This is a genomic window from Bradyrhizobium sp. Leo170 (assembly GCF_004296405.1).
GTDB lineage: Bacteria > Pseudomonadota > Alphaproteobacteria > Rhizobiales > Xanthobacteraceae > Bradyrhizobium.
Genome location: NZ_PSRR01000072.1, coordinates 1 through 16,645 on the forward strand (window position 1 = coordinate 1; position 16,645 = coordinate 16,645).

The window sequence follows — 16,645 nt, forward strand, 5'->3', positions numbered from 1 at the left end:
CCGAGGCGCTACAGATGGGAATCGTCACCAAGGTCGTGCCCGACAACGAGCTCGGCAGCGCCTCGCTCGCGTTCGCAAAGGAGTTGGCGGCCGGCGCGCCGAAGGCACTCGCCGCGACCAAGCGCCTGGTCTGGGCAGGAACCGGCACCAGCATCGAACAGTGCCTGTCAGAGGAGGCGCGGACCGTGTCCGAACTGTCGGGCATGGCTGATGCCCGCGAAGGGCTCGCCGCCGTGATCGAGCGGCGCAAACCGAATTTCACCGGGCACTGACGCGTGCCCGCCGCCGGGACATTGCCATTTGGGCGGCTGGATGGCCGCCGTGCGCTCCTTACCGGCGGCGCGCACGGCATCGGCGCGGCAATCGCCCACGGATTTGCCCAAGCCGGTGCAAAAGTTGTGATCGGCGATCTCGACCTTGCCGCGGCATCGTCTCTTGCCGGCGAGATCGGCGCGGAGGCCGCCCGCCTAGATGTCAGCAATCCCGCGATGGCGCGCGAGATCGTCGCGCAACACGGGCCGTTCGATATCCTCGTCAACAACGCCGGGATCGACCAGCACGCCTTCTTCACCGACACGACTGAGCAAGATTGGGCAAGGCTGCTCAGCGTCAATCTCGTCGGCGTGCTCGCCTGTACCCATGCAGTGCTGCCAGCGATGCAGGCCACGGGCTTTGGCCGCATCATCAACATCACGTCAGAAGCCGCGCGGCTGGGATCGAAAGGTGGGGCGGTGTATTCGGCCGCCAAGGGCGGCGTGATCGCCTTCACCAGGAGCATGGCGCGTGAGAATGCCCGTTATCGCATCACCGCCAACGCCATCGCGCCCGGGCCGATCCGCACGCCGATGCTGGAACAGGCCGTCGCCAAAGGCGGCGAGAAGTTGCTGCAGGCGATGACCGATGCGACGCTGCTACGCCGGCTGGGCGAGCCCGGGGAGATCGCGGCGGCTGCCTTGTTCCTTGCCTCCGACCAGGCGGCCTATATCACCGGCGAAACGCTCGGCGTCTCCGGTGGCATGGGGCTGGGTGGCTGAGATGGCAGACGTGCCTCACGATATTTCGGCAGCTCCGGTCGATCGCGCGATCGAGCGGATGCGCACGGTCTATCGGGGATGGACGCGCGAGACGTCGGTTGTCCAGATGCGCAGCGATTGGGATGCCGCCTTTACCGGCTGCTCGGTGCCGGTCGCATGCCACCACGTCTCGGTCGGCGGCGTCGACGCCGAATGGATCGTGCCGGCGGATGCGCCGCCGGACAAGGCGATCCTGTATTTCCACGGTGGCGGCTTTCGCATCGGATCGGTCGCCTCGCACCGCGACCTGATCGCGCGGATCTCGCAGGCGAGCGGTTGCCGGACGCTCGCGATCAACTACCGGCTGGCGCCGGAGCATCGTTTTCCGGCTGCACTGGACGATGCGCTCACGGCGTATCGTTACCTGTGCGACCATGGTTTCGATCCCTGCGATATCGCCGTCGCAGGCGATTCCGCCGGCGGAAATCTCGCGCTCGGCGCCATGCTGGCATCGCGCGACCGCGGCGAGCCGCTGCCTGTGGCGGGAGTGCTGATGTCGCCCTGGACCGATCTCGCTGCGACCGGCGCGAGCTATCGGATGCGGGCCGAGGCCGATCCGATCCATCAGCGCGCGATGATCCTCGCTCTGGCAAAGACCTATCTCGGCGCAGAGGGTGATCCGAACAATCCAATGGCATCGCCGGTATACGCGAAGCTGTCCGGCCTGCCGCCGCTGCTGGTTCAGGTCGGTGACCGCGAGACCGTCCGAGACGATTCCACCGAACTCGCAGCAAAGGCGAAAGCCGCCGGTGTCGACGTCGATCTGCAGGTCTGGGACGGCATGATCCACGTATTCCAGATGTTTGCCGAGATTCCGCAATCGCGCGAAGCCATCGCCTCAATCGCAAAATTTTTGCGCGAGCATCTTCACATCCCCGCCGGGAGGGACTGAAATGAACCTCATGACCGCCAATCCGGGCCAACTGGCTGAAGCCGAATTTCTCTTCTCCGAGCAGCCGAATCTGCCGGAGGAGCTGCGGATGCTGCGCGAACAAGTGCGGCGTTTCGTCGAGAAGGAGGTCATGCCGCACGGCGAGGCGTGGGAACGCGAAGGCAAGATCCCGCGCGAGATTTTTCGCCGCATGGGCGAACTCGGCTTCCTCGGCATGCGCCACGCCGCCGAATATGGCGGCACGGATATGGGCCCGCTGGCCTCGATGGTGTTTGCCGAGGAGCTGGGGCGGTCCAGCTTCGGCGGCTTTACCTCGTCGACGCTGGTCCATACCGACATGTCGGCGGTCCATATCACGCTGCGCGGCACGCCGGAACATAAGCGGAAATATCTGCCGGCGATCGTCCGCGGCGAGACGATCTGTTCGATCGCTGTCACCGAGCCCGATGCAGGCTCCGACGTCGCCGGACTGAAGACGCGGGCGATGCGTGACGGCGATTGCTGGGTGATCAACGGCGCAAAGATGTTCATCACCAATGCGGTCTATGGCGACATCCTGATCGTCGCGGCGCGCACCGATCCGAACGCCAAGGGCAGCCGCGGCATCTCGCTCTTCATCGTCGAGCGCAACGCGCCGGGGATCTTGGCGACAAAGCTCGACAAGCACGGCTGGCTCTGCTCCGACACCGCTGAGATCGCATTCCAGGATGTGCGGGTGCCGGCCGAAAACCTGCTCGGCGAGGAGAACAAGGGCTTCTATGGCATCATGGAGACGTTCCAGAACGAGCGCATCTGCATCGGCGGCATCTGCGCCGGCGAATCCGCCAAGGCGATCGAACTGGCGACCAATTATGTGAAGACGCGGCAGGCCTTTGGCGGTCCGCTCTGGAACCAGCAGTCGGTGCGGTTGAAGCTGGCCCAACTCGCGGCCAAGGCGGCTGCGGCGCGGCAGCTTGCCTATCACGCCGCCGAGCTCGCGGAAGCCGGGCTGCCCTGCCTGCGCGAGGTCTCGATGGTGAAGGCGTTGTCGCCCGAGGTGCTGCACGAGGTCGTGCATGGCTGCCTGCAGCTCCACGGCGGGAGCGGCTTCATGCGCGGCACGCCGATCGAGCGCATGGTGCGTGACGCCCGGGTGCTCACCATCGGCGGCGGCGCCACCGAGGTAATGCTGGAAGAGGTCGCCAAGCAGATGTGAGGAACGCCGCTAGCCGGCGGGCTTGCCCTGGCCGACGGTCCTTGCCGGCACGCCGGGCTTGAGCCGCCAGTTCGGGCCGAAATCCCCGAGCGGATGAAAATACAGCGGCTCGGTCGTCTCAAGCTCACGCAGCCGGGCGGCATAGTCATCGAGATAGCGGCGCCGCGTGTCGTCGTCGACGAAATTGACCGACCAGGAGACAAAGGGCGGCAGCACCTTGCAGCCGGCATAGGCGAGTGCGCCGTTCTGGACCGGCCACAGGATCACGTCGAGCGCGCCGACCAGACCGTCCGGCGCGCACATGTCGGGGTAGGCTGCGGTCGAGGTCACGACCATGGCGCGGCGGCCGGCGAGACCGCCGGTGTCGTAGCGCCTCCCGGCGCCATAGACGCCGCCGTTGACGAAGACGCGGTCGATCCAGCCTTTCATGATCGCGGGCACCGAGAACCACCACAGCGGAAACTGCAGGATCAGGAGATCGCACCAGAACAGCTTTTCGACCTCGGCGGCGATGTCGCCGCGAAGCGTAGAGCGCTGGTAGTTGTGCTTCTGCTCGCGGTCGTAGCGCAGCGCGTCGGAAAACCGGCGATCGCCGAAATCGTCGGCGGTCGCCACCGGGTCGAAGCCCATCGCATAGAGATCGGAGACCCTGACCTCGTGCCCGCGCGCGGTCAATTCCTCGACCGACCGCGCCAGCAGCGCGCCGTTGAAGGATTGCGCCTCATGGTGGGCATAGACGATCAGGACTTTCATGCCGACCTCAGTTCGCCGGCTTGAAGCTGAGGGTTGCGGCATCCGCCCGCATGATCTGCAGCTTCTGGTTGGAGAAGCGCACGCCGGGGCCGAAGCTGATCGGCGCCATCACGCCGGTCTCGACGTTCTTGGTCTTCTCCAGCTCCGAGATGGTGCAGGCCCAGGTCGGTTGCTTGCCGCACCGTTCGATCGCGCCGATCAGGACCTTGGCCGCGGCGTAGCCGGTCATGGTGTAGCGGTTGATGCCCTTGAGTTCCGCTTCCGAGACCAGCGGCCTGGCTTTATCGAGGAACGCCTTGCCGGCTTCGCTGGCAAAGGGCTCGACATAGTCGACCGCATAGATGCCGTCGCCGGCCGGGCCCATCAGCTTCAGCACCGGCTCGATGCGGCCGGGCCAGAAGATGCCGGTGACCGGCTTCAAGTTCAGCTTTTCCAGTTCCTTCATCATCGCGATGTTCTCGGCGATGATGCCGCCGGCCAGGAACACTTCCGCGCCGGAATCCTTCAGCTGCAGCATGTCGGACGAGAAGTCCTGCTGGCCCTTCTTGTAGTTGCCGCTGTAGACGACGTTGAGCTTCTTCGCCTTGACCACGGAGTCGAAGCCGTCACGGACAGTGATGCCGTAATCGTCGTCCTGGGTGATGAGGCCCCACTTCTTGCCGGGATTCTTCTCGGCGAGATAGTTGACGAGGTGGATGATGCCTTCCTCATAGGACTGGCCGACCACGAACACGTTCTTGCGTGCCGGCTCCCACAGGAATTTCACCGGCGCGACGTCGATCACGGTCGGGATGCCAGCCTTCTCCAGCACCGGCATCACCGCGATCGACTGTCCGGAGCCGGACATGCCGAGCATGGCAAAGACCTTGTCGACCTCGATCACCTTCTTGGCGCCCTGGATGGTGCGCGCGGTGACGTAGCCGTCGTCCTCGAGCACGTATTTGATCTTGCGCCCGTTGATGCCGCCGGCGTTGTTGGCCTCCGCGATCGCGATCTTGTGGCCGATCGAGGCGGCGACGCCGAGCAGCGCCGGCGGGCCGGTCAGCGGTTCGACGTCCCCGATCAGGACCTCGGTGTCGGTGATGCCGGGATCGGCGGCAAGGGCGTTGCCAGCGGTGAAAACGGTCGCCGCGAGCAACAGCGACGCAGTCGTCAGATATGTCCTCATTGTCCGTCCTCCCTCAGTACGCATTATGATTTTCAGTAACGCAATGGCCAGTGCACCCAGGTCCGCCTGACGTCGTGCCACGCGCCGACCAGGCCGCGCGGCTGGAAGCGCAGGAACAGGATGATGACGAGGCCGTAGAGCATGCTCTTCAGCTCCTGCGCGCCGGTCGTGAACGTCGCGTCCAGCTGCCCGCTGAACAGGCTGAAGACGAGGCGCGTCGCCTCCGGCAGCAGCACGATCAGGATCGCGCCGAGCACCGCGCCAAGTGCCGAGCCGAGGCCACCGACGATCAGTATCGCGAGCGCCTCAATCGAGAGCAAGAACGGAAAGCCCTCGACGCTGACGAAGGACAGGTAGATGCCGTAGAGCGCGCCGGAGATGCCTGTGATGAACGCCGACGTGACAAAGGCGAACAGCTTGTAGGCGTGCAGGTTGATGCCCATCACACGCGCGGCGGTGTCGTTGTCGCGGATGGCGACGAAGGCGCGGCCGACCCGGCTGCGGCGGATGTTCAACGTCGCGAACAGCGTCAATATCGCGATGCCGAGGCAAAGATGCGTGAATGCCGCGTCGCCGTCGAAGCTGATACCAAGAATCTCCGGCCGCTGCACAGAAATGCCGCGGGCGCCGTTGGTGAGCCAGCGCGCTTCCAGGATCACGGTGTTGATGATGAAGGAAAAGGCCAAGGTCGTGATGGCGAGGTAGAGACCCTTCAGCCGCAACGACGGCGCGCCGACGATCAGGCTGGCGAATGCCGGCACCACGCCGGCGCCGAGGAAGCCGACCAGCGGGTGCATGTGATACTTCGACACCAGGACCGCGTAAGCATAGGCGCCGGTGACGAGGAAGCCGACATGGCCGAGCGAGATCAGGCCGGTGTAGCCGGTCAGGATGTTGAGGCCGAGCGCGCCGGTGACGGTGATCAGGATGATGGTCAGGAACGACAGTGCGTAGGCGTTCAGCGCATAGGGTGCGACGATCAACGCGAGGAGCAGCACGGCCGACCACAGCCAGACCGGCGGTGAATCGATCAGCGCGACGAGCTCGCCATATGTCTGCTTGTAATCGCCGGTGCGCATCGCGCTAGACCCTTTCGATGTCGCGTTGGCCAAAGATGCCAAAGGGACGGATCATCAGCACCACGATGATCATGGCGAAGCCCGCGACCTCCTTCATGCCGGAGCCGATATAGCCGCCGGCCAGGTTCTCGGTGATGCCGATCAGGAGGCCGCCGAGGCCGGAGCCGAGCACGGCGTCGAGCCCGCCGAGGATGGTGGCCGGAAACGCCTTCAGGCCGAGCTGGAACATCGCGGGCGACAGGTCGTAGGACAGCGCGAAGAACACGCCGCCGATGCCGGCGATGACAGAGGATGCGGCCCAGGCCAGCGCGTGGACCCTGGTCGCGCTGATGCCCATCAGCAGCGCGGTGCGGTCGTCGGCCGCGACCGCGCGCATGGCGACGCCGATCTTGCTGTAGCGGAAGAAGGCCCAGATCGCCGCGAGCAGCGCCAGCAGCGTGACGATCACGGCGATCTGTCCGGTACGGACGCCGATATTGCCGACGCGCACGATCTCGCGACCCATGCCGACGTCGAGGCTGTGGGGGTAGGCGTCCCAGATGAAATTGATCGCCGAGCGCAGGATCACCGCAAGCCCGATCGTCACCATCACGGTGGCGAACACAGGTTCGCCGAGCATCGGCCGCATCACCACGCGTTCGATGACGAGGCCGAGCAGGATCGCGCCCAGGATGGCGCCGAGCGAGACCACGACGACGTTGCCGCTGACCGTGGTCGAGATCGTCCATGCGATATAGGCGGTGATCATGGTCATTTCGCCCTGCGCGAAATTGACCAGGCCGGTCGACTTGTAGATCACGGCAAAGCCCATGGCGATCAGACCATAGATCGCACCGATCGCAAGGCCCGAGATCAGGAGCTGCAGGAGATACTGCATTCAGCCCTCCGTCCCGTAAATGATCGCAAGCTCGCGCGCGAACTTCTTCTCGATCATGGCGCGGCGCACCTTTTGCGTGGCGGTGAGCTCGCCGTCGTCGTGGTCGAGCTCCTTTTCGAGGATCGCGAAGCGGCGGATGTTCTCGACACGTGCGAAGCGCTTGTTGGTCTCGTTGACGATGCGCTCGACCAGCTCATGCACCTCGGGGAGCTGGGAGAGCGACTTGTAGTGGGTGTAGGGAAGGGCGCGGTCGCGGGCCCAGCGGCCGACATTGTCGTAGTCGACCTGGATGATGGCGCCGAGATATTTCTTGGCCTCGCCGATCACGATGGCTTCCTTGATGAACTCGGAATCCTTCAGCGCATTCTCGATCTCTGACGGCGCGATGTTCTTGCCGCCCGCGGTGATGATGATCGCCTTCTTGCGGTCGATCACGGCGATCTCGCCATTGTCGAGGATCTCGACGATGTCGCCGGTGCGCAGCCAGCCATCGGGCTCGATCGATGCGGTCGAGGCTTTCTCGTCGAGGAAGTAGCCCTTGAACACGCCGGGATTGCGCAACAGGATTTCGCCGTCGGTATCGAGCTTCCATTCGGTCCGCGCCATCGGCGTGCCGCAGCCGCCGATCCGGTGATGGCTTTGGGTCTGGATGAAGGCAACGCCGCCGGATTCGGTCAAGCCATAGCCCTGCGACACCGGGCGGCCGATGATGTCGAAGAAGCGCAGCGTCTCCGGTGAGATCGACGCGCCGGCGCAGAGCCGGTGCCGGCTATGGGCGAAGCCGAGATGACGCTGGATGTTGCGGAACAGCAGGAGGTAGAGCAGCGTGTAGGTCGCGCGGTCGAGCCAGCTCTCGCGGCTTTCCTGCCGGCGGTCCGAGAGCGTTCGTCCCCAGGCCAGACAGGCCTTGGTCAGGCGCTGCCGCAGCTTGCCGCTTTCGCCGAGCCTGAACAGAAAGCCCTGCTGCAGCTTCTCGTAAATGCGGGGAACGCCGACGAAGAAGCTTGGCGCGATCTCACGGATGTTGATCGCGACGGTGTCGATCGATTCCGCAAAGCTGACGGCGCCGCCCAGCACGAGATGGGTCACCTCGCCATAGCAGCGCTCGGCGACGTGGCACAGCGGCAGATAGCTAACCGCCTCGAATGGCTTGTCGGCGATCCCTACGGTTTCGGCATAAGTATAGGCGGCGTAGACCAGGTTGCGGTGGGTGAGCATCGCGCCCTTGGGCGGACCGGTCGTGCCGGAGGTATAGACGAGGATGCAGACGTCATCAGGCGCGCCCTGCGAGATCAACCGGTCGAGCGTCGCATTCGCCTCCGGATATTCGGCGGCATAAGTTCGGCCGCGCTGGCACAGTGCCTCAAAGGACATCAGCTCTGCCTGGCGATAGTGCCGCAGGCCCTTCATGTCGATGCAGACCACGGCTTCCAGCGCCGGCAGGCCGCCATTGCCGGTCATCGCATCGAACACCTTGTCGGTCTGTTCCTGGTCGCCGGTGATGACGACGCGCGCGCCGCTGTGCTTGACGATGTATTGCAGTTCGACCCATGGATTGGTCGGATAGATGCCGACCGCCACCGCGCCGATCATCTGAATGCCGAGATCGGCATAGAACCATTCCGGCGTGTTCTCGCCGGCGATCGCGACGCGGTCACCGGGCTTGATACCAAGCGAGAGCAGGCCGAGCGCCACCGCGCGCGCGGTCTCGTAATAGTGGTTCCAGGAATACGGGTTCCAGATGCCGTAGTCCTTCTCCCGCAGCGCCAATTTGTCGCCGTGCATCGCAGCGCGCTGCCGAAAATTGCGGGATGGTGATGGCGGCATCTTTCAGCGCCGCCTGCAGCGGGCCGGCATTCGCGCGCGGGGCAGGGACGGCGCCGGCCGAAGCCGTTGGATGGACAGTTCGCAATGTGTCGGTCATGGACATCAGGCGCCTGCCTTCATCGCTTCGGCGCGTTGCCTGCCGAGATAAGCTTCCGCCACGGCGGGGTTGCGCCGCACTTCGTCCGGCGTGCCGTCAGCGATCTTGCGGCCGAAATTCAGCACATGGACGCGGTCGGAAATATCCATCACGATCCGCATCTCGTGCTCGATCATCAAAACGGTGATGCCGAGTTCGTCGCGGATATCGAGCACGAAGCGGGCGATGTCCTCGGTCTCCTCCTGGTTCATGCCGGAGACCATTTCGTCGAGCAGCAGCAGTTTTGGCTCGCAGGCGAGCGCGCGGGCCAGCTCGACGCGCTTCTGCTGGCCGTAGGAGAGAGTGCCGACCACGGCATCGCGGATGTGCTCGATCTCGAGGAATTCGACGATGTGCTCGACGCGCTGCCGCGCCGCGATCTCTTCGCTGCGGGTGCGGCCGAAATACAGCACGGCATTGAGCACGTTGGAGCGCAGATGGGTGTGGCGGCCGGTCAGGATGTTCTCGACCACGGTGCCATGCTTGAACAGCGCGAGGTTCTGGAAGGTGCGGCCGATGCCGATCGCCGCGAACCGCCATGGCGAGACGGTCGAGAGGTCGACGCCGTCAAACACCATGCGGCCGCCGCTCGGCCGCAGCACGCCGGAGATCATGTTGAACAGTGTGGTCTTGCCGGCGCCGTTCGGGCCGATCACGCTGCAGATCTCACCGGCGGTCACGTCGAGGCTGACGTCGGCGACGGCGTGCAGGCCGCCGAACCGCTTGCTGAGCCTTTCGACCGTGAGCAGGAAGGTCACGACAGCCACCTCTTGCGCCGCTTGTAATGCTTGACGTCGCGCAAGCTCTTGCGGCCGGAGGCGGAGACGCCGAGGTAGAATTCCTGCACGTCCTCGTTGGAGGTGAGTTTTTTTGCGGTGCCGTCGAGCACGACGCGCCCGGTTTCCAGGATGTAGCCGTAGTCGGCAATATCGAGCGCGCGCTGCGCGTTCTGCTCGACCAGCAGCACAGTCATCTTCAGTTCATCCCGCAGGCGCACGATCACGTCATAGATGCGGTCGATGATCAGCGGCGCGAGGCCGAGCGAGGGCTCGTCGAGCGCGAGCAGCACCGGGTCGGTCATCAAGGCGCGGCCGATCGCCAGCATCTGCTGCTCGCCGCCGGACATGTAGCCAGCGATCTGGTCGCGGCGCTCATAGAGGCGCGGGAACAGCGCAAACACCTTGTCGCGACGCTCGCGCGCGTCCGCCGCGGTCCTGGTGTAGCCGCCCATCTGCAGGTTCTCGTCGATCGTCAGCGCGGCGAACAGCCGTCGTCCTTCCGGGACCTGGACGATGCCGCGGCGCACCAGGTCGTCAGGCGACAGGTGATGCACATCCTGGTCGCGGAAGCGGATATCGCCGTTCTCGATCACGCCTTCCTCGGTGTAGAGGATGCCGGACATCGCCTTCAGCAAGGTCGATTTGCCGGCGCCGTTGGCGCCGAGCAGGGCGACAATGCCGCCTTCGGGCACCGTGATCGACACGTCGCGGATCGCCTCAATCGCATTGTCGTAGACGATGCGGATGTTGCGGAACTCGAGCAAGGGCGCTTGTGCCGCGATCGCCAGCGGACCGGCACTGCTTGCCTGGGTCGCGATCGCCATCGCTCTCAGACCCTGCCAGCGTGGACGCGGAGGCGGCCCGCAAGGATCGCATCGGTCACGAGCTTGGCGGTTTCGGCGCAGGCCTGGGTGCCGCCATTGCCATATTGCTTGACGGCATCGCCGACGCACCAGAGACCTTCGATGCCGGTTTCCCGCGGCAGGTCGTAGCCGGCGCAGCTTCGTTGCGCCGGCCAGTCGTCGCGCATGACGCGGATCGAGAGAATTTTCGCCTGATCGAAATTGGCGAACTGCTCGCGCAGATCGGCCAGCGCCAGTGCAACCTCGGTATCCGAATCGAAATCGCCAAGCGCCGGTACCGGCACGGCGTAGGCGACATAGAGATGCCAGCCGGGAGGCGCGAGCTCGGGGCAGGTCGCGGAGAGATTCGCCATGTTGCAGAGTCGTCGCGTCTTGCCGAAGGTGACGATGCCGGGGTGATCGATCAGCGGCTCGCGGCTGGCAACATTGATGACGATGTTGGCGGCAGGGCGCAGATCGTTGCGGACCTTCGCGACATAGGCAGGCGGGAAGGCGGCGTCGCCGGCGAGCGCGACGGTTGTCTTCGGGCCGGCATTACTGATGACGAGATCGGTTTCGATCCGCACTGGCGCACCATTGCGGGTCACCGTCACGCCGGTGACGCGGCCGGCGTCGACATGAATCTGCGTTGCCGGCGTGCTCAGCCAGATGTCGCCGTTGCGCCTGATAGCACCGCCAAGCGCGTTCCAGACGCCGATCGTGCCCTGCGGGCAGAACCCGAATTTCTTGAACGCGCCCTTGCTGGTGAAATAGGTGAGGAAGGCGCGTGCCGGCAGCTCGGCCGCGTTGCAGGCAAAGATCGCGGCGCAGAGATTGCGGAAGATCGCGTGCACCATGGCGTTGCTGGTGTAGGTCTTCAGCCAGTCCTCGGTGGATTGCCGCCCGTCCGGCAGGTTGCCGGTGCGGGCATCGGCGAATTTTTCCAGGATGCGCGAGGCCTGCTTGGTCAGTTGTCCGAGCAATAGCGACCAGCCGCCGCGGCCGACGTCGATCAGCTTGCCGTCGATGAAGAAGGAGGCGGCCGGCTCCGGCGCGCGGATGTCGAGGGGGACGCCGACGGTGTGAAAAGTCTCCTCGAACACGCCGCCGAACTCGATCGCGATGGCGCCGATATTGACCTTGAATCCGTCGATTTCTTCGGTGGAGGCGCGACCGCCGAGGCGGTCCTTATCGTCGACAACAAGCGTATGCAGCCCGCCATGGGCAAGACGCGCCGCGGCGCAAAGCCCGCCGGCGCCGGCACCGATGACCACAGCATCAACCCGTTGATCAGTCACCAAAACCTCCCCTGAAGCGCCGCCGCTTTTTCCCGCGCGTACGACTTGCTGTCCGGGCCGAACGATAATATAATCCGAACGTCCGTTCAAATTATTTTTTGGAATGGGTCAAAATGCCCTGCTGCTTCGCAGGACATGCGGAGTGCGGTGGATGGAGTTCTTTCGGGGGCAAGCCTTGGGCGCGCTGCTGGTATATTGAATGACCGTAATCGGGACGTGGGATTCGTGCCGTCGGCGGCGGAATGAGAGGGATCGATGGCGCGGACGCGTTCTGAGAACTACGACGATATCCAGCGCGGCATTCTGACTGCGGCCTGTAGCTTATTCGCCAAACAGGGATATATGCGTGCCTCGATCGCGGACCTTGCCGAGGCCTGTAAGCTGTCCCGCGGCGCGCTATATCACTATTTCGATTCCAAGGAAGCGATTCTGTTCGCGATCCTGGATGCCCATATCCGCCAGATGATCGCAGACGTCGAAGCGGCGATGGCGCAAAAGTCGACGACGCTGGATCAGTTTCGCGTGGCGATCCACGCCATCGTCGAGCTCAACGCGCGCTCGACCGATGAGCAGCGCGTGATCTTGAACGACCTGTCGTTTCTGGGCGAGGCCGAGCAGGAAGCCATCAAGGGACTTGAACGCCAATTGGTCGACATGATCTCCGACCTCCTGGTCCGGTTGGACAAGCAGGGCCGGATCGTCAAGCGGACTAAGAAGATCTACAGCATGATGCTGTTCGGCATTTTGAACTTCAGTCACACTTGGTACGACGCCAAGGGCGGGATCGCGCCGAAGGAATTCGCCGACTTGGTGGTGGATCTTTTCCTCTACGGTTTCACGTCTCCGGTGGCCGCGAGAGAAATGGCGAGGGCCCAGCGCCAGCGTGCGTGAGCCGGCCTTTCGAACTCAAGGCGCCGTGATCCTTTCGGTTGGCTTTGTTGCCCAGCTCCGACGATCACGTGGGCGCAGCGCACCGAGACGGCAGGGCATGGCTACTCCTTTCGACTTTCCATCGCCAAAAATGCCTGTGTAAGAGCACCCAGAGCCGCTGCAACAGCTGCCCATACATTCCAATACACCGCCTCTATTTGTGCGTGTGTGTATCGAAAACCTTATCCGAGTTGATGACGTGATGGAATCGCCTAAGCTGGCGGAATGATCGGGCTGTTCTGCTTCGTGCTGGCCGTCCTGGCCTCGCCATTCAAGTCGAAGTTGCGGCTTGAGGCTGAGAACGCATTGCTTCGACATCAGTTGATTGTCCTGAGGCGTCGGCTGTACGGTCGCGTTCGGCTGACGAAGCAGGATCGATGGTTCTTCGTACAGATGTATCGATGGTTTCCATCGATCTTGCAGGTCCTCACGATTATTCGGCCCGAGACGCTCGTGCGTTGGCACAGGGTCGGCCTTCGTTGCTACTGGCGTTGGAAGTCGCGCCCATTGGGAGGGCGACCGCAGATCGACACGGAGCTCCGCGCGTTGATCCGGCGGATGAGCGGCGACTATAACGAGATGCGGACGCACTTGGCCTTGGATAAGGATGCGCCCGTTTCTCGCCCGGTTGAGCGAAACGGTGTGGTCAGGTCACGCGCCATCCTGGGCGGACTTCATCACCACTACGCCCGAACTTAAGTTTTCGGTACACACACCCCTCCACATCGCGACAGCATCCGCCGCTGGCGTGTTTCGCTTTACGATGCACGTTATAGTTGCTGTACGCGTGCTTGCAAGCCTGGGGGCGGACCAATCCTCATCATTTCGACGGGCTCGCCGAACTGGCCGTGGTGCCGAGCCCGGTTAACTAGCCGGAAGCTGACCCTCGCAGAGAGAATCTAGGGGCAAACGCTGGGTGTTCAGAGTGCTGAGGACTCTTACGACCGGGAATCCCTGACTATCGAAGCTCAGGAGGCTCTCGTCATCGCGGTTACGAAGTTTTTTCGTTTTCCGGCTGCCGATATCGTTTTCTAGCAGCTGTTCGATGGCGGGAAATGATGATGTGATTGCGGGGAAGCTACCAAAGTCACGTAAGGTGCATGGGCGGGGAAATCACGCCACAGCCGTGTCCGGGAAAGCCATGCGAAGGGTGCCCGCGGTCTGGACGGCTGAGGCAAGGGACTGTCTATTTGGCGCCGCGGCTCGGCGGCGAACGCACGCTCAGGGGCCGATATGGCGCGGCTGTCATCGTACCTTCGTAAACGTAGCTTGATAATCAAGGCGCTTTCTGTCTGGCGACTGGCATTGCGCCCGTGGCTCGGGCAGTCTTTGCTTGGATCGTTTTCGTGACACCAGCTGTCGATATCTTGCGTGGGCGGGGTGCTCAATATCTGTTGCTTGTGGCGTTGGCCTGGGGGACGGCTAGCTCGGCGCTTTACGCCGAGCCGTTGTCTGTGCATGCGAAGGTCCAATTTGACATTCCGGTCCAGCCGCTCGCCGAAGCCCTGGTGGCCTACGGCGCAGCCACCGGTCTTGAGGTATTTTACGACGGCTCGCTCGCCCTCGGTCAGCGCTCGACTGCGATCAAAGGGGTGTTCACCCCGATTGGCGCCCTGGAAGCGTTATTGCGTGGCACCGGCTACGCTCCCAAGACGTCGCAATACGTCGACGCAATCAGCATCATCAAGACACGGCGCGACCTTGCCGTCTCACAGGCCGCAGCGCTCGGCCGCTTCGAGCCTTATCTCGCCATGGTTCAGGCCCGCGTCACGAAAGCTCTGTGCAAAACCGATGAGGCGAAGCCCGATGATGGAGAGATCATGATCAGCTTCTGGCTCGATCCGTCGGGGCACGTTTTGCGTGCGCAGCTGTGGAACCCCGAGCTCTCAGCCGATCGCCATCGGGTTCTTCTGGCAGGGCTGCAGGGCCTGGAAGTCGGGCACGCGGTGCCGGCCGGACTGCCTCAGCCGCTCGCGATGGTGATCTTTCCTCCGTCAAGCCGCGAGCAGGCCGGATGCCGTCCGACCAGCCGGCGGCAGGCCATCAATTAGTGTCGAGGCGTGAGCGGCGCAATGCGAAGGGCTCGCGAGCATGACTGAGTTGAGCCGCGCTCTTTTGCGCCGCGCATTTCTCTTAGGCTACGACGATTTGAAATTGCGGCTGACGAAGCGCCTCGGATCGATCGAACTCGCGGGCGATTCTCTACAGGAGGCCTGGCTTAGCCTCGAACGCGCCGCGCCCATTGGGCCGGTGCTCCGTCCGCAATCCTATATCTTTCGGATCGCGTACAATATCGCTCTCAAGCGCCTGCACCGCGAGCGCGATATTGTCACGCTTGACGAGGCGATCGAGGAACTCGATCTTGCTGATGAAGCACCTGGGCCTGCAGAGGTCACGGAAGGCCGCGCCGAATGGGCCTTGCTAGCACAGGCGGCCAAGGAGCTCACGCCACGCCGGCGGGACATCTTGTTTGCGGTGCGGCTCGAACGTTCGTCGATACGCGAAGTGGCCATACAGCACGGTATCTCCGAGCGTCTTGTCGCCTTGGAGCTCAAGCAGGCCGTTATGCATTGCGCCGAGCGCCTCAAGCGGAATGTCGTTCCGCGATTCAGTTCGAGGCCGTTCGAGGGATCTCATAAGGACGGAGCCCAACGAACAGATGAACCGACGGATAGCCATGGATAGCTCTCGCGCTCCGCAGTCCGGCGGCCCGTCGCTCGACGAGGAGGCCTATGAGTGGGTGATTCGGTTCGCCGAAGGGCGAGCGAACCGGACGGATCTTGCCGCGCTCAAACAGTGGATTGCTCGCAGCGCTGCCCACGGTGAGGCCTTCGGCCGGATGAGCCGCACATGGAAATCCCTTGGGCCGGTCGGCAAGGATTTGGCCGCCGACGCGACTGCAGGCCCAACTTTGCGTGCCCACGATGCAGCCGCGACCATCAAAGCTGGTCTCGGGCGCCGTGCCTTTCTGGGGGGCGCGCTTGCGGCCTCTGCGGCCGGCGCCGCCATTCTCGTTGTCCGGCCTCCGCTCGGATTGTGGCCGTCGTGGTCAGAGTTTGCTGCCGACTACAGGACCGCAATCGGCGAGCAGCGCGAGATCACGCTGGCGGATCGCGCCACCATCGATCTAAACACGCGGACCAGCCTTTCGCTGCGCGCTGGTGGTACGGAGGCTGAGATCATTGCCGGCGAGGCGATGATCTCCACCAAATCCAACACCGCCGATCCTTTCACCGTCGTCGCAGCCGGTGGCCGCATCGCCGCCGCAGCGGCGCGTTTCAATGTGCGGGTCGACGATCGGGTCGCTTGTGTCACCTGCGTGACAGGCGAAGTGCGGGTCGAGCGGGGTCTGTCCGCGCTGTCGCTCTCGCCTGGACAGCAGATCGCTTATTCCAGCGAGCGGATGGGCGAAATCGTCACGGTCGATCCTGCCACGGTTTCGGCTTGGCGGGACGGGATTGTCATCTTCCAGTCCACACCGATCGGCGAGGTGATTGCGGAGGTCAATCGATATCGACCGGGGCGAATCATCTTGACGAACAAGGATCTAGGACGCCGCCTGTTCAACGCGAGGCTAAGAATCGAAAACATTGGCCGCGTCGTTTCGCTGATCGAGGAGGTGTTCGGCGCCCACGCGACCGCGCTGCCGGGGGGCATTCTGCTGCTTGGATAAGCCCTCCAACTTTTTTTGCAGCTTTGAGCCCGTCCGGGGATCCAGGAGTCGAGAGGGGGAGGCATTCGCGTGCTGTCCCGCCGAGAACGATTGCCTGAGAAAGCGTATCCATGCCTGTCGCGA

Annotated in this window: 17 protein-coding genes; 9 read left to right on the forward strand and 8 right to left on the reverse strand. The window is 63.7% G+C overall.

Features of this window, described 5'->3' with window-relative positions; genetic code table 11:
- From CWO89_RS15010 to CWO89_RS15025, 4 genes are all read left to right on the forward strand, one after another.
- The coding region (locus tag CWO89_RS15010; RefSeq protein ID WP_245476310.1) for an enoyl-CoA hydratase-related protein at positions 1-272 on the forward strand (272 nt) is incomplete at its 5' end.
- A gap of 3 nt (positions 273-275) precedes the next feature.
- A complete protein-coding gene (locus tag CWO89_RS15015; protein ID WP_130579572.1) occupies positions 276-1,034 on the forward strand; it encodes an SDR family NAD(P)-dependent oxidoreductase in 759 nt (252 codons plus the stop codon).
- Between the two features lies 1 nt (position 1,035).
- The gene (locus CWO89_RS15020; protein ID WP_130579573.1) at positions 1,036-1,965 is read left to right on the forward strand and encodes an alpha/beta hydrolase; all 930 of its coding nucleotides are present in this window, start codon (positions 1,036-1,038) and stop codon (positions 1,963-1,965) included.
- 1 nt (position 1,966) lies between these two features.
- Positions 1,967-3,160 carry an acyl-CoA dehydrogenase family protein gene (locus CWO89_RS15025; protein ID WP_130579574.1) on the forward strand — a complete coding sequence of 398 codons (1,194 nt, stop codon included), beginning with the start codon at positions 1,967-1,969 and terminating at the stop codon, positions 3,158-3,160.
- Between the two features lie 9 nt (positions 3,161-3,169).
- Here CWO89_RS15025 and CWO89_RS15030 read toward each other — a convergent pair whose 3' ends face one another.
- The 8 genes from CWO89_RS15030 to CWO89_RS15065 all read right to left on the reverse strand — a co-directional run bounded on the left by CWO89_RS15030 (position 3,170) and on the right by CWO89_RS15065 (position 11,919).
- The gene (locus CWO89_RS15030; RefSeq protein WP_130579575.1) at positions 3,170-3,913 is read right to left on the reverse strand and encodes an NAD(P)H-dependent oxidoreductase; all 744 of its coding nucleotides are present in this window, start codon (positions 3,911-3,913) and stop codon (positions 3,170-3,172) included.
- A 7-nt stretch (positions 3,914-3,920) separates the two neighbouring features.
- Positions 3,921-5,081: an ABC transporter substrate-binding protein gene (locus CWO89_RS15035; protein WP_165421158.1), complete on the reverse strand. Its 1,161-nt coding sequence runs from the start codon at positions 5,079-5,081 to the stop codon at positions 3,921-3,923.
- A gap of 32 nt (positions 5,082-5,113) precedes the next feature.
- Complete coding sequence (locus CWO89_RS15040) at positions 5,114-6,160, reverse strand: branched-chain amino acid ABC transporter permease (protein WP_130579577.1); 1,047 nt, start codon at positions 6,158-6,160, stop codon at positions 5,114-5,116.
- 4 nt (positions 6,161-6,164) lie between these two features.
- Positions 6,165-7,037, reverse strand: coding sequence for a branched-chain amino acid ABC transporter permease (locus tag CWO89_RS15045; protein ID WP_130579578.1), 873 nt, complete (start codon positions 7,035-7,037; stop codon positions 6,165-6,167).
- Complete coding sequence (locus tag CWO89_RS15050) at positions 7,038-8,864, reverse strand: AMP-dependent synthetase/ligase (RefSeq protein ID WP_130579579.1); 1,827 nt, start codon at positions 8,862-8,864, stop codon at positions 7,038-7,040.
- A gap of 102 nt (positions 8,865-8,966) precedes the next feature.
- Complete coding sequence (locus CWO89_RS15055) at positions 8,967-9,758, reverse strand: ABC transporter ATP-binding protein (protein ID WP_130579588.1); 792 nt, start codon at positions 9,756-9,758, stop codon at positions 8,967-8,969.
- On the reverse strand, positions 9,755-10,603 hold the full coding sequence (locus CWO89_RS15060) for an ABC transporter ATP-binding protein (protein WP_130579580.1): 849 nt from the start codon (positions 10,601-10,603) through the stop codon (positions 9,755-9,757). The genes CWO89_RS15055 and CWO89_RS15060 overlap by 4 nt, the downstream gene beginning before the upstream one ends.
- Before the next feature lie 5 nt (positions 10,604-10,608).
- A complete protein-coding gene (locus tag CWO89_RS15065; protein WP_130579581.1) occupies positions 10,609-11,919 on the reverse strand; it encodes a phytoene desaturase family protein in 1,311 nt (436 codons plus the stop codon).
- A 255-nt stretch (positions 11,920-12,174) separates the two neighbouring features.
- On the opposite strand from CWO89_RS15065, the gene CWO89_RS15070 reads away from it, so the two are divergent.
- From CWO89_RS15070 to CWO89_RS15090, 5 genes are all read left to right on the forward strand, one after another.
- Positions 12,175-12,810 (forward strand): TetR/AcrR family transcriptional regulator, encoded by a 636-nt coding sequence (locus CWO89_RS15070; protein ID WP_130579582.1) that lies wholly within the window; start codon positions 12,175-12,177, stop codon positions 12,808-12,810.
- A 264-nt stretch (positions 12,811-13,074) separates the two neighbouring features.
- A complete protein-coding gene (locus CWO89_RS15075) occupies positions 13,075-13,548 on the forward strand; it encodes a hypothetical protein (protein ID WP_130579583.1) in 474 nt (157 codons plus the stop codon).
- Positions 13,549-14,195: 647 nt separating this feature from the next.
- The gene (locus CWO89_RS15080; protein ID WP_130579584.1) at positions 14,196-14,900 is read left to right on the forward strand and encodes an STN domain-containing protein; all 705 of its coding nucleotides are present in this window, start codon (positions 14,196-14,198) and stop codon (positions 14,898-14,900) included.
- 40 nt (positions 14,901-14,940) lie between these two features.
- Positions 14,941-15,534, forward strand: a complete 594-nt coding sequence (locus CWO89_RS15085; protein ID WP_130579585.1) for an RNA polymerase sigma factor — start codon at positions 14,941-14,943, stop codon at positions 15,532-15,534.
- Positions 15,527-16,522, forward strand: a complete 996-nt coding sequence (locus CWO89_RS15090; RefSeq protein ID WP_207234484.1) for a FecR family protein — start codon at positions 15,527-15,529, stop codon at positions 16,520-16,522. The genes CWO89_RS15085 and CWO89_RS15090 overlap by 8 nt, the downstream gene beginning before the upstream one ends.
- Positions 16,523-16,645: the final 123 nt, after the last annotated feature.

Bases quoted from the DNA above. Each gene is read 5' to 3' on its own strand.
- CWO89_RS15050 (WP_130579579.1), bottom strand. From the start codon at position 8,864: ATGCCGCCATCACCATCCCGCAATTTTCGGCAGCGCGCTGCGATGCAC.
- CWO89_RS15070 (WP_130579582.1), top strand. From the start codon at position 12,175: ATGGCGCGGACGCGTTCTGAGAACTACGACGATATCCAGCGCGGCATT.
- CWO89_RS15035 (WP_165421158.1), bottom strand. From the start codon at position 5,081: ATGAGGACATATCTGACGACTGCGTCGCTGTTGCTCGCGGCGACCGTT.
- CWO89_RS15040 (WP_130579577.1), bottom strand. From the start codon at position 6,160: ATGCGCACCGGCGATTACAAGCAGACATATGGCGAGCTCGTCGCGCTG.
- CWO89_RS15090 (WP_207234484.1), top strand. From the start codon at position 15,527: ATGGATAGCTCTCGCGCTCCGCAGTCCGGCGGCCCGTCGCTCGACGAG.
- CWO89_RS15020 (WP_130579573.1), top strand. From the start codon at position 1,036: ATGGCAGACGTGCCTCACGATATTTCGGCAGCTCCGGTCGATCGCGCG.
- CWO89_RS15045 (WP_130579578.1), bottom strand. From the start codon at position 7,037: ATGCAGTATCTCCTGCAGCTCCTGATCTCGGGCCTTGCGATCGGTGCG.
- CWO89_RS15030 (WP_130579575.1), bottom strand. From the start codon at position 3,913: ATGAAAGTCCTGATCGTCTATGCCCACCATGAGGCGCAATCCTTCAAC.
- CWO89_RS15075 (WP_130579583.1), top strand. From the start codon at position 13,075: ATGATCGGGCTGTTCTGCTTCGTGCTGGCCGTCCTGGCCTCGCCATTC.
- CWO89_RS15060 (WP_130579580.1), bottom strand. From the start codon at position 10,603: ATGGCGATCGCGACCCAGGCAAGCAGTGCCGGTCCGCTGGCGATCGCG.
- CWO89_RS15085 (WP_130579585.1), top strand. From the start codon at position 14,941: ATGACTGAGTTGAGCCGCGCTCTTTTGCGCCGCGCATTTCTCTTAGGC.
- CWO89_RS15025 (WP_130579574.1), top strand. From the start codon at position 1,967: ATGAACCTCATGACCGCCAATCCGGGCCAACTGGCTGAAGCCGAATTT.